The sequence below is a fragment of the Vibrio sp. 10N.239.312.D08 genome, assembly GCF_041466145.1.
GTDB lineage: Bacteria > Pseudomonadota > Gammaproteobacteria > Enterobacterales > Vibrionaceae > Vibrio > Vibrio crassostreae_C.
Window position 1 is genome coordinate 1 of the sequence record NZ_JBFSSD010000019.1, and the last position, 15,939, is coordinate 15,939.

The 15,939-nt window shown below is 41.3% G+C and carries 13 protein-coding genes and 1 pseudogene; 4 read left to right on the plus strand and 10 right to left on the minus strand.

Features of this window, described 5'->3' with window-relative positions:
* Window positions 1-55: 55 nt before the first annotated feature.
* Window positions 56-172 (plus strand): annotated as a pseudogene (locus tag AB6D58_RS11925) (Crp/Fnr family transcriptional regulator); the annotation flags it as partial.
* A gap of 152 nt (window positions 173-324) precedes the next feature.
* Here the strand turns inward: AB6D58_RS11925 and AB6D58_RS11930 are convergent.
* The 4 genes from AB6D58_RS11930 to AB6D58_RS11945 all read right to left on the minus strand — a co-directional run bounded on the left by AB6D58_RS11930 (window position 325) and on the right by AB6D58_RS11945 (window position 7,225).
* A complete protein-coding gene (locus tag AB6D58_RS11930) occupies window positions 325-2,028 on the minus strand; it encodes an FAD-dependent oxidoreductase (RefSeq protein ID WP_372157341.1) in 1,704 nt (567 codons plus the stop codon).
* Between the two features lie 268 nt (window positions 2,029-2,296).
* Complete coding sequence (locus AB6D58_RS11935) at window positions 2,297-3,199, minus strand: VirK/YbjX family protein (RefSeq protein ID WP_133151375.1); 903 nt, start codon at window positions 3,197-3,199, stop codon at window positions 2,297-2,299.
* Window positions 3,200-4,493: 1,294 nt separating this feature from the next.
* Entirely contained in the window at window positions 4,494-5,462 is a 969-nt protein-coding gene (locus AB6D58_RS11940; protein WP_017065481.1) for a glycosyltransferase family 2 protein, read from the minus strand.
* A 29-nt stretch (window positions 5,463-5,491) separates the two neighbouring features.
* Entirely contained in the window at window positions 5,492-7,225 is a 1,734-nt protein-coding gene (locus AB6D58_RS11945; RefSeq protein WP_372157343.1) for an ArnT family glycosyltransferase, read from the minus strand.
* 193 nt (window positions 7,226-7,418) lie between these two features.
* Here AB6D58_RS11945 and AB6D58_RS11950 point away from each other — a divergent pair, with 193 nt between their 5' ends.
* On the plus strand, window positions 7,419-8,513 hold the full coding sequence (locus AB6D58_RS11950) for a UDP-N-acetylglucosamine 2-epimerase (RefSeq protein ID WP_372157345.1): 1,095 nt from the start codon (window positions 7,419-7,421) through the stop codon (window positions 8,511-8,513).
* Between the two features lie 203 nt (window positions 8,514-8,716).
* On the opposite strand, the gene AB6D58_RS11955 is transcribed toward AB6D58_RS11950, so the two are convergent.
* From AB6D58_RS11955 to AB6D58_RS11970, 4 genes are all read right to left on the minus strand, one after another.
* A complete protein-coding gene (locus tag AB6D58_RS11955; RefSeq protein WP_017059112.1) occupies window positions 8,717-8,860 on the minus strand; it encodes a hypothetical protein in 144 nt (47 codons plus the stop codon).
* A gap of 25 nt (window positions 8,861-8,885) precedes the next feature.
* A complete protein-coding gene (locus AB6D58_RS11960) occupies window positions 8,886-9,161 on the minus strand; it encodes an HU family DNA-binding protein (RefSeq protein ID WP_017059113.1) in 276 nt (91 codons plus the stop codon).
* 356 nt (window positions 9,162-9,517) lie between these two features.
* The gene (locus tag AB6D58_RS11965; protein WP_017059114.1) at window positions 9,518-10,213 is read right to left on the minus strand and encodes a VC0807 family protein; all 696 of its coding nucleotides are present in this window, start codon (window positions 10,211-10,213) and stop codon (window positions 9,518-9,520) included.
* A 321-nt stretch (window positions 10,214-10,534) separates the two neighbouring features.
* Window positions 10,535-11,107, minus strand: coding sequence for a YceI family protein (locus AB6D58_RS11970; protein WP_372101274.1), 573 nt, complete (start codon window positions 11,105-11,107; stop codon window positions 10,535-10,537).
* A 276-nt stretch (window positions 11,108-11,383) separates the two neighbouring features.
* Here AB6D58_RS11970 and AB6D58_RS11975 point away from each other — a divergent pair, with 276 nt between their 5' ends.
* Window positions 11,384-12,100 (plus strand): DUF1826 domain-containing protein, encoded by a 717-nt coding sequence (locus tag AB6D58_RS11975; protein ID WP_136982815.1) that lies wholly within the window; start codon window positions 11,384-11,386, stop codon window positions 12,098-12,100.
* 343 nt (window positions 12,101-12,443) lie between these two features.
* Window positions 12,444-14,330: a methyl-accepting chemotaxis protein gene (locus tag AB6D58_RS11980; protein WP_372157347.1), complete on the plus strand. Its 1,887-nt coding sequence runs from the start codon at window positions 12,444-12,446 to the stop codon at window positions 14,328-14,330.
* Between the two features lie 106 nt (window positions 14,331-14,436).
* Here the strand turns inward: AB6D58_RS11980 and AB6D58_RS11985 are convergent, their stop codons facing one another.
* Together AB6D58_RS11985 and AB6D58_RS11990 are read right to left on the minus strand one after the other, a co-directional pair.
* Complete coding sequence (locus tag AB6D58_RS11985; protein WP_136978817.1) at window positions 14,437-14,838, minus strand: ACT domain-containing protein; 402 nt, start codon at window positions 14,836-14,838, stop codon at window positions 14,437-14,439.
* 145 nt (window positions 14,839-14,983) lie between these two features.
* The gene (locus AB6D58_RS11990; protein ID WP_017059121.1) at window positions 14,984-15,877 is read right to left on the minus strand and encodes a LysR family transcriptional regulator; all 894 of its coding nucleotides are present in this window, start codon (window positions 15,875-15,877) and stop codon (window positions 14,984-14,986) included.
* Window positions 15,878-15,939: the final 62 nt, after the last annotated feature.

A 15,939-nucleotide genomic window follows, 5' to 3' on the forward strand; every position in this document is an offset into this window, starting at 1 on the left:
GCCTTGGAACTTCAAACACTGACAAGTCGCCCCGTGGGTTCATGGGGCGGATACAGTGTATCGAAGAGCGGTTAAAGACCTATTAGACAAAGGTTTCATCAGAAAAGGAGATCAAGGGTTAGAAATTGTCGATCAGCGAGCACTGCAAGCTTTTATTGACTCCTACGAATAATAAAAGAGCTTGGCACTTACTTAAATGCCAAGCTCGGTTTTTCAATGTTTACTATTAACTACTCGCATCTATTTATGAGCGACTTTCTCTCAGCAACTAGCAACTAGCCCGTAAGTGTCCGCGCACCATTACCGGCGACTAAGTATTAATCCTTAAGCTTTTGCATACATGAGTGTTCTATAACCACCGATTAAGTTGCGTGCTTTAAAGCCGTTGTTGACGAGTTGGCGATAAGCCACGTTACCACGTAACCCGACTTGGCAGTAGATTACAATCTCTTTGTCTGCTGGGAGCTCACTCATTCGATCACGCAGTTGGTCGACAGGAATGTTGATTGCGCCTTCAATAAAGCCACCATTTTCTAGTTCGCTAGGGTTACGAACATCGAGTAGGAGTTGGTTGTCGCTTAATGTTGCAATCTCATCGAAATGAATAGGTGTCGCGTCACCTTTAATAATATTGTTGGCAACAAATGCGGCTTGGTTAATCACGTCCTTGGCACTCCCGTAAGGTGGTGCATAGGTTAATTCAAGGTGTTGAAGCTGATCAACGGTCATACCTGCACGTTGAGCTACTGCCATAACATCAATGCGTTTATCTACGCCATCTTTACCGACGGCTTGCGCACCTAGTATTTTCCCTGTCTTAGGGGCGAATAACATCTTGAACGAGACAATCTCAGCGCCAGGATAGTAGCTAGCGTGGCTTGCGGTATGCACATAGACTTTTTCATAGTCGACGCCTTCACGCTTCAACTGTTTTTCGTTTTTCCCTGTTGAGGCAACGGCTAGGTCAAAAATCTTACAGATAGCTGTGCCCTGTGTACCTTGATAGATTTCATTGCGTCCGAGCATGTTGTCGGCAGCCATACGACCTTGACGGTTAGCAGGGCCAGCAAGCGGAACTAGAGTTTGTGCACCTGTGACAAAGTCTTTTTCTTCGACCGCATCACCCACAGCGTAGATGCTAGGATCGCTAGTCTGCATCATTTCATTGGTGTAGATACCACCTAGTTCGCCAATTTGAAGTCCTGCTTCTTTTGCTAACTTAGTCTCAGGACGCACACCGATAGCCATGATTAAGATATCAGTAGTTAATGACTCGCCATTATTAAGTGTTAATTCTAATTCACCCTCTATGTGTTGGTGCTTCTCGCTCTCGCCTGAATCAAAACTTGCGATGTGTTCGTTAGGTATATATTTCACAGACTCAAGCGCGACGCCGAGTTTTAGGTCGATGCCTTTGTCACGAATCTCCGCATGGGCAAAGCCGGCCATTTCCCGGTCTACTGGCGTCATTACTTGGTCAGCCATCTCAATCAACGAAGTCTTGATCCCAAGCTGATGAAACGCTTCCATCATTTCCAAGCCGATAAAGCCACCGCCAACAACTGTCGCGTGCTCAGGTTTATTCATTTGGATTGTTTCGATGATGCGATCCATATCTGGAATATTGCGTAGTGAATGGGTGAGGGGGTTATCGATTCCTGAGATGGGAGGAACGACGGCACCGGCTCCAGGGCTGAGTAATAAGAAGTCGTAACTCTCGCTGTAGTGATTACCATCAACAAGATTTTTGACTGTAACGGTTTTATTGGTGCGATCAATAGAGGTAACTTCGTTCATCACTCGTGCGTCAACGTTGAAGCGAGCTAAGAAGCTTTCAGGTGTTTGTAACAGAAGCTTGCTTCTATCCTCGATATCGCCACCTATGTGGTATGGCAATCCACAGTTGGCAAAAGAGACGAATGGTCCTCGTTCAAACATTATGATTTCGGCTTCTTCACTAAGACGACGAGCGCGTGCAGCAGCTGAAGCACCTCCAGCTACGCCACCGATGATTACAATTTTAGTCATACGTTTACCTATTACTGTCTCTAAGTTTAACTATACAAATTGCCGAGCATAGAGCTTGTATCTTCTTAATGATCAGTACTGGCTGGTCGCCGGCGATTGAGTAGTTTTCGAAATACCTAGATACTATAAAGATGTAAATTAGCATTGTCTAATATTTATTTTAAAGCTATCACCTCGGGATTGAGCGTTTGGTCCAAGGGCTGTGATTAGACTAAAGCACGCTAGTAAAGGTAATACGCGTTAGCGAGTCGAGTACAGGTTAGCCAAATTAACTGTCATGAGCATAATGAACAGGATCATGGATGTGCTGACTGATTACGTTCTTCAGATCTTGTTCATACAGATCTAGCCAGGCATAACGCTCGCGATACAACTTACGCTTTTGACGTTTTAGAGCTTCAAGATCTTTCCTGTTCGGGTTTGTCGGGAGACGATAGAAATAGTTATCATGCACCTGTCCATCGTGCTCTTCCCACAGACTGTCGTATTTAAGGCTGATGTCTTTGTTTTTCTTACCGTAGCGTAATGAGTTCGAGACATGACCAGACTCTTTTACCGCATAGATATTGTCGATACCCAAGTTAATAGCGAGCAGTCGTAGTGTTTCTACCATGAAGGATTTAGGTCTTAAACCGTAAAAAGCTTTGGTGAATGTGCGGCTAAATCCATTGTCATTGGCGCCACCCTGTATACCGCCGATGTAGATGTTGTTGTCGAAAACAGTAAACGAAATGGTATACATTTTTTCGAGTTGAGAGTTGGTCAATGAAATTGTCAGTTCACCTTCTTTTCTCGCGTTTCTTTCGAAGCTGAGATTAACCAGATAAACGTTGTCATCTATCTCAAGTTTTAAAAGATTGAGCCTTTCGTTATAGATTTGGTGTCTAGCTTCTGTTGCGAAGGTGTTTTCAAACCAGTCGTAGTGTTTGGATAAGATATCGATCTTTTCTTTATTGCTAAAGCCAGTACATAAGTAGGGAGTCACAAATTTAGAAAGGAAGTTGGGTTGCTTGATAAATAATAACTTTCTCTCTTCAGAGTTGAAATTATTACTCATTTTTCGAGTAGCTGAATAATAAAACAGGGCTCGAATAGTAAACTTAACTATCGCTTTGTACTTACCCTTATTTTTATGGGTATTTGCTTCAATCCCCATGCGAACGACATTCATAATCACCTCAAAGAAGAAGGATTGCTCGAACATAGTCGTGTCATGAACCCTTCCAATAATCTCACCAATAACAAGAAAATGATGATAGTGAAAAAGGCGATTTGGGTAAGTATGGATATGTATAGCTATGTAACCTAATCAGTTACTTAGTGAGTGGTTCTTGTTCGATTATGCCTTGTTATGTGGAAGGGAACTGGATTGATGACTATAAAAGAGTCGTTTATAGGAACAATGTTGCACCTTTTACGGGTTACGTGCTTTTAGAGTTGCAAGCCGAAAAGTATTTGGTCTATCGAATCTGGTGGAGGTTAGCTTCGGTTTTAGGGTTCTGTATAAGACTTTGACCACATAAAAGCACCGATAACCCAGGCTGTAACATCTCCGCTTATAGTGGTTAGACGCAATATCATGGTTATCGCTAAAGAAACCTCTGAACCGTAAATTGGGTTAAGTAGGCTAACCAGAACAAGTTCTCTAACTCCGATCCCAGCAGGGGACCCGGGGGTGAAGAATCCAACAATCCAGGCGACCGCGAAAATGCTCCCTAGTGTCAATATATCGAGTTCCCAAAGGTCAAACAGTGCTCCTCCAACTAAAGATATTACCGCGCCCAATAGTAAATAGTTAAATAAATATGTTACTAAACTCACCATCACAATTGGTAACGTAGGGAGTTTAAGTTCGTCTATTTGTGCCACGTCTTGTTTTGATAGAAACCAAGCATACAGGCGAACAAACGAATGCCGAAAGATCTTCGGTCCAAAGACAATAGTGGTAATAGTCAAACTAAGTATAAGTACGTGTGTTTGTATGGATGATTCGTGAATGAAGTCATTCCCTTGATGGATCCCATGATATAGGGTCAAGATAACCACAACTCCAACTACCCAAATGGTTTCGATAAGCATACTCAAGAGAATTTTACTTCGCTTCATTCTTAACTTTTCAGATAACACAACGCGCCCTATATGGTGTGCTATGTTTCCGGGTAAGTACTTTGCCAATTGAGCTACAAGGTTTATTGAAACGACCTGAGTTATGTTACCTCTACTTTCTCCTACGGATTTCAGTAGGTAGTAGCTAACTAAACCACCGTTTATTAACGTCCAGCTATAAAGAGCAATACTTCCGACTAGGACTAATATTAGATCGTAGCTCCAATTAATCGTGTACCAAATTGATAATTGAATTGATGACTGATAACAAAACCATATAATTAGCGATATAGATATAAGCCAACCTAGTTTCTCTACCTGTATTCGTATATTAGACACCAAGCGAAACCCTTAGACGGTTACTTTGATATTTTTGATTTTTCATTCGCTAACCTATCCTCTAGTTTCTCGATTCGGTACAGCAGTTTTTCCATTAACTTGCGATTGAAGCTTACTAGGTCTGCGACAAATCCTACAATCATAGTGAGAAACCCAAGTATTAATAATGTGCTGCCGAGTAATAAGGACTGAATATGGCCATCGCCACCCCCATCCATGAAAAAGTATAGGAAACGAATGATGGGTAATACACCAACGGCAACCATTATGGCACCTAAAATAAAGAACACACGCAAGGGTTTGTACATTGTGTAGATACGAATTAATGTGGAAATAGACATCCTTAAAAAGTGAGGAATACTTGAAAATAGCCTAGACTCTCTAGTCTTCTCGTTAGTGTGGATTGGAACGGAGATTACACCGAGCTTTTTCGCACTAGCTTGAATAAGCATCTCAATCGTGTAACTGAACTCTGATACTATATTTATTTGTTGTGCTGCTGATCTTGATATTGCTCTGAAACCACTGACTGAGTCTTTTATGTCTAAGCCGGTCGCTTTGGACACGATATAACTACCTAACACTTGAAGGGTTCGCTTGAAAAATGAGAAATGTTTATTGTTATAACCACCTCGGTTTCCGACGACAATATCAGCTCTCTTATTCAGTATGGGTTCGACTAACTTAGAGATTTCAGAGCCATTGTATTGGTTGTCACCATCAGTATTAACAATGATATCAGCTTTCTTATCTATGCAGGTTTCTAACCCTAGGTGAAACGCGTGGGCTAAACCCTTATTTCTCGTGCTCTCTACTATGTAATCCACGCCTAACTGTTGCGCTATAGCAACCGTATCATCTGTAGAACCATCGTCTATAACAAGTATCTCGATTTTATCTATACCTTTGATCTCTTCCGGTATACCTCGGATTACTGATTTGAGGTTACTTCCTTCGTTATAGCAAGGGATTTGAACAATTAGTTTCAATTTTGCCACCTCTATTTATTCTGGTTTGTTTAAAATCCGCTAAACATACGAGATTCTCGATTGCTCTCTTTAGGCCTATATAAATTCTCCCCCCAACGAAGTGTATATGTACCTGTATCTTCGAAAATTTTAATAGTATTTTTTCCTTTTGATAAAGCGACGATTTCTTGTGGGTGGATAACTTTGTTATTTATGATTACTTTTGAATCTGATTCCAAAGTGTAATTACCAGAGATATTTAAGGTAAACGTCACGGCGTTATCCTCTTGAGTTAACAGCAACTCTTTACCTGCAACATAGAGTTCATTCCAGTGACTTATATAATTGTTTTTAATAGCTTTCCTATCTTCTTCTAAAAGAGCCAAATAGATTGATCCCACACTGCTCTCGCTGTGAATGAACTCAAGGTATTCTGAATTCACGATCAAAAATTTAGGTTCGTGATCTTCAATAGCAAGCTTAAGTATAGGCTGTCCTGCTATTAAGTAGTTATCCATCCCCCAAGAGCTCATGAAAAAGCCTTTCTGAGGGTATGATGAGATCATAGAGCACCTATCTATGTAGGCGACAGGTTCAGGAAATATCTTCTGAACAACATTAATAAAATGATACTGATAATCTAAGTTCCGGGAATATTTCAAATAAATACTTTGAAATATTAGGTTAAAAACAAACAAAAAAACAACCCCACGGCTTATTCTCATGTATCGCTTACGAGTTTTTCTTTGATTCCATACCTCCCAAGCTAGGCCGAAATAAATTGCTGAAGGAGCTAATATAAATGAATAAAAGTAGGGGAATGCGTTACGATAAATAAGAATAGATAATAAAGGAAGTATCAAAGTCATGAGCTTTAAGTAATCTAATTTTATTTCAATATTATTATTTTTAATTGTTGAAGATAGGCAGAAGTAAACGCCACAAACTAAAGTAAACCAAAAGCCTAAGTCTGTTCCTAATGTATATATAAAGTAATTAGCTCGAGGGAAAAATAAATTATGGTTTAGTGTTTTGTTTGCCCCACTTAGCATTGATATAGCATCGTTCTCGGTTGTTGATGTAATGCTTTGTGAGTGCCAAAAGTATAGAGATAAAAACAGTAACGTGACTAAAATAAAATATCGCGAAAGGATAATGCTAGTTCTACGTTTTTGGGAAGATTGTACAATGGATAAAAGTGAAATTAGGATAATAGTAGGAAAATAAAATACAGACTTTAGTGTTATAAGGAATGCTATGGCAGTAAGCAATGCAGTAATCAATGTTCGTTTGAAAGAATACTCTAGTTTTAGCAGATAATCTAAACTAGCCATTAAGCAAAAAGTTGCAATAGGGTCTGTCCGAAAACTAGCTCCCATCCTAATTACAAATGAAAATGAAAAGTAAGCTAAAACCGCAAATAGAGAAGCGGATCTACCAAGGTGTCTACGACAAATTCTAAATATAAAAAATCCTGTAGCAATTTGAAGACACAGCATAACATTACGAGCAACAATGATTTGGTTAACCTCATTATCGGATACCCAGCTTAACCAAGTGAAAACATGCACATGGAATGTTTGAAAGCTACTTATCGATTCTCCAGCTAAAAACTGATGAACAAAAGACAGATAGTAGAATTCATCCCAATTAACCTCATAATTGAACGCGGTGTATACTCGAAGAACTATAGCTAGAAATATCAAGGTAAGCATAATGGAACTTCTGCTTACCTTGATATCTCTATTTAATATATTAGGCTTACTATTTGTTTTTTCAAACATTTTCCTTCTACCCTAAACTTCCAAAGACTTTGTTATTTCATCTAAAAGCTCAGTTGCTTTTTCTAACTATAGTACCTTTGGATTTTCTTGTTTTTAGTGAGTTAGAACTTGATTACTTAGACGATTAGCTAACGGTTTGTCGTCTGTTGGGCTAAGATAAAAGTATGAAATAAGCTGTTTTATGGAACTATTGATGATACATATTTTGATTGGTACTCGCGCTCAGCTCATAAAAATGATTCCCATTATGAAAAATCTTCAAGATAGAAATGTTGAATACAATTTTATATTTATGGCACAGCATAGAGAAACTATATTAGAAATATTATTTGAATTTGGAATCAAAGAGCCAGATTATGTTTTATGTGACGATAATAGAGATATCGTTAGCAGTATACAGATGGTTGCATGGTCTATTAAGGTTTTACTTGTCGGTATTTATAATAAACGGGAGTTATTCAGAGGAGATAAGGGCGGGATCGTAATGATTCATGGTGATGCCCCCCCATTGTTATTAGGTGCTATTTTGGCTAAAAGCCAGAAATTAAGGGTCGCCTCGGTCGAAGCTGGCTTACGTTCTTTTAATTTACTCAAGCCTTTTCCTGAGGAAATAACTCGTGTTGTTACAGCTAAATTGGGATTAATTGATGTTTTTTATTGTCAGGATCAACTCTCTGCAGAGAACGTAAGTAAATATAATAAACAAGTTGTCAACACTAATGGGAATACTATTGTTGATACTATACAACTTGCTAGCTCTATAAATAAATTATCGACCAATTCTATCTCTGATAAACAAGAACGCTACGCTACTGTCTCACTCCATAGATTCGAAACGATATCAAATATAAGTGGTTTGAAGAAAATAGTGGAACTAATAGAAAAACTCACTAATGTTATTCAAGTTAAGTTTATATTACACCCTCCAACAAGAGAAGCACTTAAGAAGAATGGGCTTTATAGAACTTTGGAAAACAACATCAATCTAGACTTAATTCCTCGTATGACATTTTTGAACTTTAATAAACTCATATCGAAATCTGAGTTTATGGTTACTGATGGCGGTAGTAATCAGGAAGAATGCGCATTTCTCGGAATTCCATGTTTAGTTATTAGAAATGAAACAGAGAGAAAAGATGGACTTGGTGATAATGCAGTTCTTTCATATTTTGACTATAACGTGATTGATAGTTTCATTGAAAACTATTCTGAATATCGTCGCCCGAGTAAAGTTCTCAAGAGAAGCCCCAGTGAAATCATTATCGACAACGTAATTAAGTCATTGTGATAAAACCAGTTTTGATCATCTACTTGGGTGGGTGTTAAGAGTTAGCGATACGTAACCATAACGAACAAACTCATTGTAGTTGCTGACGTCATAGATCACTAAGACAAGCCTATAACCAAAAATGCCACTACAAATCTGCAGTGGCATTAGAACGATAACAAACTATCACCTTGCTTAAACCTAAACTTTAGTTCTTATATAAACTAAAGTTCTAACAGTTTAGCCAGTTCACGCTCTTCGAGAAGCTCTTCAATGCGTTGACGAGTCTTAGGCGTTTCGGCTTGCGCTTTAGTCGACTTGCCTGCTTTTTTGCTTCGGCTCGTTTTCGCTTTTTCCTTAGTCGTCATCGTAATCTTCCTTGTGTTTTTTGTGTTACAGGTTGCACGTCTCTTTTAGTGCCTTGCCCGCTTTAAATGCTGGCGTCTTTGATGCGGCAATCTGAATCTCTTCTCCGGTTCGCGGGTTACGACCAGTGCGAGCAGCTCGAGAGTTAACTTTAAAGCTACCAAATCCAAGGATCGATACGTCATCACCGTTCGCAAGCGAAGTAGAGATACCTTCAACTAGCGCATTTAGTGCTGTGCCTGCTTGGTCTTTTGAGATGTCTGCAGAAGTCGCGATGTGTTCAACTAATTGAGATTTGTTCATAATCTATATTCCTTATTGAGTACGGCTGGCGTCTACCTTTAGCACCTAGCTTATGCGATCTTATCAACAGCAATTGAAATAATGTCAGTGAGCGGGTAGAGCTTTGTAAAGTAACCAACAGAATTGACTATAAAAGCATCTGTCGGTTCAATCAATGCAATTCATTGATTATTATTGGTTTATAGACATGTTGCCCAAATTTACTTGAGAAAAGAGCATTAGGGTTGCCCGTTCGATTCATAATCCAAATCGAAGCTGTCATCTATCACGTTGATAACGAAAGAGTAAAAACAAAGAAGCCCAGCTTAATTGCTGGGCTTCATGTTGTGCTGTCAGAGCGATTTGTTAATTCAGAACTATTTAGTAATAAAAATTTGTTCTGTTTCTAGTGATGTCATCGTGCGAACTTGACGCCAAATGTAGTAGAAAATACCTAACATCATCAGCATGCTTGGGATGGCGATTGCTGGGTAGCTGTAAAGTGTCAGCTTGCCAAGTTCTTCATTAAAGGCAGCGGTGCCAGCAGGGCTAGTCACAATCCAAGTCGCTAGGAAGTAGTTCATAGCTGAAGAAAATGCGAAAGTACTCGCGAATAGGTAGTTGGATGTCATTAGACAACGATCAAACTTTGCTTGGTTACCGAACTGCTTTAGGCGCTCTTCAATAAGAGAGATATTTAACAGGGCCGGTGTGAAGATAACTTTCTGGATAAACGGGTAGCGGGTGAAGGTTGAGCCAAGAACCGCCAAACCAATTAGACCAGGGATTAATGCTTCTTTTAGTGCTAACCAACGAGTGTCTAGCTCAAAGAAACCAATACCGCCCGTCAATAGCACGCTTACAAAGCCGAGCGCAGCGATGAAGTTGAACTTCTTATTGCGGATTAACTCCATGCCACCATAAGCAATAGGGAAGGCAAGGGCAACAAGCAAAGCTAAGCCTGTTCCGAGATGCTCATCTCCACTGAACTTCATTAAAATGAATGAAGGAAGAAAGACGTTAAACACGACTTCGAAAAGAGGACTCGATTTTTTGTTTTCTGTGTTACTCATAATTTCTAAATACATTATGTTATGGATTTATTCTCAGGGATTGTTGTTTACCTCGCCCAAGATGTAAAGCCTTAAGGCGTCATGCTGTGTAACGACATGTGACATCAACGACATCTCTGAGCCTATATAACGCTCAATTTAATACTTTGTGAGGGATGTTTATCTGGCCGACTTGGGGAAATCGAGTGGAAATTTTGGTTTAGTTTATTCAAACCTAATTCAGTTTATTGCGTTGTCGCGTACTCTCACTCACATTCACCGCTCTTAAACGATTGATGAATGTGAAATGAGGCAGAACAGAAAGGAAGAGTTATAAGCCCATTATTCGTCGAAAAGTAGGTTAAAGCTCAAAGGGATTTGGTTGGAAATCGCTAATCCACCCACGGTCGCTGAAAGTTTGTTTAGATTCTCTGTAGATATCCCAAAATCAGCGCCATTGACGATGATTGTTGAAGCTGAGCTAACCATGACAAACCCTGAGGATGGAACCACCACAACTGGGAAGTCGATCGTTTTGGTTACGCCGTGTAAAGTAACTTCCGCTGCTACTGTTGTTCTTTTTGGATCACCAGATAGCATCGACGGTTCAACCTTCCCAGAGATCTTCACTTCAGGAAAAGTCATCGATTCAAAGTAGAGTTCATTCAGTCTCTGGTCACGAATAGCGACTCCGGTGCTCACGCTTTTCAAGTCCAATACTATTGAAAACTGGCCCTCTTCGGTAAGTCCTCCAGACATAGGTTTGATGGATGCGGGCTCGACAACAAACTGCTTTTTAATGGTCGCGAATGTGATGTTCGATAACTTCGGATCTAATGTGTAGCCCGACTCCGCGAAAGATTGAGCGGAGATAACGGTGCATAGGAGGCCGAATGTAGAGATTAGTTTTTTCATAAGTTGTCACCAGATTGATGAATTCACAGGTTTACGTTCTTGAGTCGTACGTTTTTAAAATGACTTTTTGGAAAGAGTGATTGAGAGAAGCTTAGTTCAGCATTCGAAAAATTACCGCAGGAAAAGAAGAGCGTCGCTGTATTACTGGAATCATGATCGACGAAGTGACTTGTTTATTTTTAGTTATGTTATAACATAACTAAAATCACTCTTGCCAAGAATAATTATTCTGTTGGTAAAAGGGAAGCGATGAGCATTTATCAAGGAGACGACGTAATGAATGCCGTGTTAACCAAGCCTTTGGCTACCAATAGCAGCCAGCCACTCAACATTAGTTCAGCTGTGAGTATTCAGGATAAGGCAAATCACAAGCCAAGCTTGAGTGCTTCTGAGCAGCCAACGGTATTAGCGGATATCTACCAAAGTGATATTAATATAGCGGTATGGCAGCGACAGTTTGATGAAGGCTTAACGACGGCAATTAGTGAATTTATCGCCTTGAATCCAAACTTTAGTAAGTCTGTTAGCGTGTCACCTGATAATGCTTTCGATAAGTTGGAATTTGCTACCGATGGCACCGCCTCTAAAGCGCTATTAGAAAACATGGCAGAGCTGGTGGATATGTTCTGTTGTTTGTTTGAGCTTGAAGAAGTCGGGTTGCGTTTAGCCGTTCTGAATAAAGCGATGTGCCCACGTTTCCATTTTGATCAAGTGCCTTGCCGCTTGGTGACAACTTATCATGGTGTTGCGACTCAATGGTTGCCAAACGACTTAGTCGACCGTTCTAAGCTAGGGCTAGGGGCTAACGGAAAGCCTGATTCTGTTTCAGGCCTGTACAACGACGAATCTGACATCCAGAAAATGGCCAGTGGTGATGTTGCGTTATTAAAAGGGGAGCGTTGGAGTGGCAATGAGAATAGAGGCCTTGTTCACCGTTCACCAGTCACTTCATCTGACGAAACACGATTGCTGTTAACGTTGGACTTTGGTTGATCAACTTTTGACTATTTAGTTCGCAACCTGTTTCTATTCAGACGTTCAACTCATTTAAATACCTTCCTAATGAGCTAACGGCATGGCGCGATCTGTGCCGTTATTATTCTCAAACAGAGACACTCATCAGCTGACCATGTTTAGCACATTAATTCAAAATTTAGAGTTTACCATTCTCTAAATCAATGGGTTACGATGCGTGCACTTACTCACATATATCAATATTTCAGTTCCTCATCGGTTTCTTAATTTATTTTAAAGCGTAAAATATATCCCGCTTGCAAACCTCTTTGGCAACCAATTTGTTCGCCACGGTTTTTTACTTCCACATTATAGGTTTCCTATGTTCAAGAAACTCTCGCTTAAAAATAAACTGGCGATTTCAGCCAGTATGGCCATTATCCTGGGGGGGATCTTGGTCGAGGCATTGTCTTTTCGTGCTTCATTGCAAAGGTTGTATACAGAAGTTGAACAGCGTTTAGAAGGCGCATCGGCTTCTTACAATCAATATGTATCGGATTGGATCTTATCCAAAGAGCGTGCGCTTACTTCTCTTTCGAAAGAATCCAAACAAGAAAGCTTGGTGACTCACCTAAAACAGGTTCGTGATTCAGCCTCTTTTGATAATGTCTTCTTGGCGTTTCCAGACGGTTCGCAAAAGAACGCAAACGGAGTGGTATTGCCGCCCGGCAATGATGACCCACGTCTATGGGGTTGGTACACCAACGCGGTAGCAAACCCTAGTAAGGTGTTCATGGATAATCCAACGGTTGCAGCTGCAACTGGGGCGAATGTTGTGTCGCTGGGTACTGCCATGCAATTACATGGTCAACAGGTTGTGTTAGGCGCGGATGTTGAAATTACCGACATTCTTAATAGCCTAGAGCAAGTGATTCTTCCGGGTGAAGGTTACATGTTCATCGCGACCAATAAAGGCACGGTTTATACGCACCCTGACACCAAGTTACTGAACAAAAATATCAGCTCACTTGGGTTAGATTTTGCGGACGTACAAAAGGCGCTGACTAGCGGTAAAGACACTTCTATCGAGTTGAATGGCAGCGACTATGTTCTGTACGCACGTGCGATTGATGGAACGAGCCTGATTACTGTGAGCGTTGTTAACCATGACTCTCTGGTTGCGCCACTATTTGATGCAGTGATTGGTCAAGTGTTGGTGACGCTACTTGTGGTGATCGTATGTACCATACTGTTTAACCTGTTGTGTACGATTCTATTCCGCCCGTTGAACCACGTTTCTCAAGCACTGGCGCAAATCGCGAATGGTAGTGGTGATTTAACTCAACGCATTCATGTTGAAAACCAAGATGAAGTGGGCGAGTTGGCTCATAACTTCAATACCTTTGTTGGAAGCTTACAGCAGTTGATTGGCCATATCCGTGGGCAGTCAGAACAGCTAAACAGCCAGTCAGAGCAAAGTGCTCAGCGTGCGAACCGTTCGGTGGATGAGCTTAATCATCAGCAGCAAGAAATCACTATGGTCGCGACGGCCGTAACTGAAATGGCGAGCGCCACGCAAGAGATAGCATCGCATGCCGAGCAAACAGCAAAAGCGGCACAAGATTCAGCGACAAGCACTAACAGTGGTCACGCTCTGGTTGTGGATACCAAAGGTTCAATCAATAACCTAGCCAATGAAGTTAATGAAGCGGGTAGTGTGATTAGCGAACTTAACAAGCATGCTCAAGAGATCTCGACTGTACTCGCAACGATTCAAGGCATTGCAGAGCAAACCAACTTACTTGCTTTGAATGCTGCGATTGAAGCGGCTCGTGCTGGCGAACAAGGTCGTGGCTTTGCTGTGGTTGCTGATGAAGTACGTGTGCTTTCGCAGCGCACTCACTCTTCAACGGAAGAGATCAAATCAACAATTGATATCCTGCAGCGTACAACGGCGCAAGCGGTTGAGCTGATGGAGAGTAGTTCTAAGTTGGCAATACATTCAGTAGAAGATGCCGATCGAGCTTCGCATGCGCTTGAAGAGATCAATACTGCAGTTGCTTTGATCAGCGATATGGCGACTCAAATCGCGACGGCTGCTGAAGAGCAAACACATGTGACGGGTGAAATTACCCAGAACGTGACGACCATTAAAGATGTTACCGACCACTTAGTTGTGGGCGCACAGGACAGCTTAACTGAGTCGAACGAACTTAAGAGCCAAGCCGCTGGCTTAAGTGACAAAGTGGCGACTTTTAAGCTTGCTTAACTGGTTCGCTCACTGATGCCTGATCAGTGAGTGTACGTTAAGCAATAAGCCAAAGCGACGTAGATTACGTCGCTTTTTTTGTATTTGTGAGTAATCGAATTCTTTACTAATCTACTTCTGAAAACTCTTTCAGCGCACTCATTGCAGCTTCTGCTTTGTCTTTTTGAACGAAGATGTGGTCGTGATAGTAGCCCGCAACCACGTTAGCGCTAATGCCGTAAGAGCCAAGCTTTGTCGCAAACGCCGCCGTTAATCCAACCGCTTCAAGGCTCGAATGTACCGATAAAGTGATAAGGCTAAATACACCGTCGAAGTTTAGCTGAGCTTTGGTCGCAACTTCTTCTTTCAGAACCAGTGTTAAACCTTCTTTCTCACGAAAAGTCGAGATTGGATTGAGCTGAACATAGTCTGCCAATCCCCCGCCTACAGTACAAAAAACATAGCTCCCGTCGATTAATTCTGGTGACATGGATTTCAGTAGAAGGTCTAGGTCGGTAATGGCAGCCATAGTCAGTTTCCCTGCGTGAATAAGCTAATTGATGATGTATGCAGTCACGATAGAAGCAACTGACAGTTAAGTAAAATTAATGATTTTAATTCTGCATCAGTTTTACTAATGGCAAGTTTTCCTCCTTAGTGATGGCATCGTACTTCTACCAACTTGTCGATTGTTCCATCTCGTCAGATAAATGGTCGATAAAGGCTCTTAACAGCGGTGTGACTTGTTTACGCGTTCCATAAATAGCATGAACACCGAGCGTTTTAGGTTGCCATTCAGAAAGCAGTGGCACTAATAGACCATCACGCATCAAGGTTTCCACTGAAGGGAAGGGCAGTAAACAGATACCGTTGCCTTTGAGTGTGGCAGAAAGCAGAACCTCTGAGGTGTTTGCACTGATATTCCCTTTAATCGGAACCGATTCGAGCCCATTGGGGCCATTGAACGTCCAAGCGGTTTTGCCAAAGTAACTGAACGATAAACAGTTGTGGTGCGCTAGATCTTGGGCTTCTGTGGGTGTGCCTTTCTCTTTTAGATATTGAGGCGATGCGCAAATAACGGAGCGGCATTCACCGATCTGCTTCGCGACAATATTGGGCGTCAGTTCGTTGGTTATGCGAATGGCCAAATCGATGCGTGACTCAACCAGGTTGACGGTCTGATCAGTCGAGATAATGTCGATAGAAACCTCTGGCCATTTGGCGATGAAGCGACTAATTGATTCCATCAAGAAGCTATCGACAATCGAGTAGCTCGCAGTAATACGCAGCTGACCTTTTAAATGCTCTCGGTTTTGGTTTCTGATCCCAGCTAGGGATGTTTCCAGTGCCAAAAGTTCTCTGGCGACCTCAAGTGTTTCTTTACCTGCGCTGGTTAAACTCAAGCTTCGTGTTGTTCTGTGAAGCAAGCGTGTGTCCATCCATGTTTCTAACTCACCCAAATAACGAGTGACCTTGGTTCGTGAGAGATCAAGGTGCTCTGCCGCTGCGCTCAAACTGCCACGTTCCACTATGGTGACAAAGACATTCATTGCCTCGAGTTTATCCATTGTTTTATTGCCTAGAGAATTAAACCGACCTCAGTATATGTCCGAAAACTGCAACAGTTAAA

What these genes read in the sequence shown, in the direction of transcription:
- AB6D58_RS11930 (WP_372157341.1), bottom strand. Translation starts at nt 2,028, where the DNA reads ATGACTAAAATTGTAATCATCGGTGGCGTAGCTGGAGGTGCTTCAGCT.
- AB6D58_RS11935 (WP_133151375.1), bottom strand. Translation starts at nt 3,199, where the DNA reads ATGAATGTCGTTCGCATGGGGATTGAAGCAAATACCCATAAAAATAAG.
- AB6D58_RS11945 (WP_372157343.1), bottom strand. Translation starts at nt 7,225, where the DNA reads ATGTTTGAAAAAACAAATAGTAAGCCTAATATATTAAATAGAGATATC.
- AB6D58_RS11950 (WP_372157345.1), top strand. Translation starts at nt 7,419, where the DNA reads ATGATACATATTTTGATTGGTACTCGCGCTCAGCTCATAAAAATGATT.
- AB6D58_RS11955 (WP_017059112.1), bottom strand. Translation starts at nt 8,860, where the DNA reads ATGACGACTAAGGAAAAAGCGAAAACGAGCCGAAGCAAAAAAGCAGGC.
- AB6D58_RS11960 (WP_017059113.1), bottom strand. Translation starts at nt 9,161, where the DNA reads ATGAACAAATCTCAATTAGTTGAACACATCGCGACTTCTGCAGACATC.
- AB6D58_RS11965 (WP_017059114.1), bottom strand. Translation starts at nt 10,213, where the DNA reads ATGAGTAACACAGAAAACAAAAAATCGAGTCCTCTTTTCGAAGTCGTG.
- AB6D58_RS11970 (WP_372101274.1), bottom strand. Translation starts at nt 11,107, where the DNA reads ATGAAAAAACTAATCTCTACATTCGGCCTCCTATGCACCGTTATCTCC.
- AB6D58_RS11975 (WP_136982815.1), top strand. Translation starts at nt 11,384, where the DNA reads ATGAATGCCGTGTTAACCAAGCCTTTGGCTACCAATAGCAGCCAGCCA.
- AB6D58_RS11980 (WP_372157347.1), top strand. Translation starts at nt 12,444, where the DNA reads ATGTTCAAGAAACTCTCGCTTAAAAATAAACTGGCGATTTCAGCCAGT.
- AB6D58_RS11985 (WP_136978817.1), bottom strand. Translation starts at nt 14,838, where the DNA reads ATGGCTGCCATTACCGACCTAGACCTTCTACTGAAATCCATGTCACCA.
- AB6D58_RS11990 (WP_017059121.1), bottom strand. Translation starts at nt 15,877, where the DNA reads ATGGATAAACTCGAGGCAATGAATGTCTTTGTCACCATAGTGGAACGT.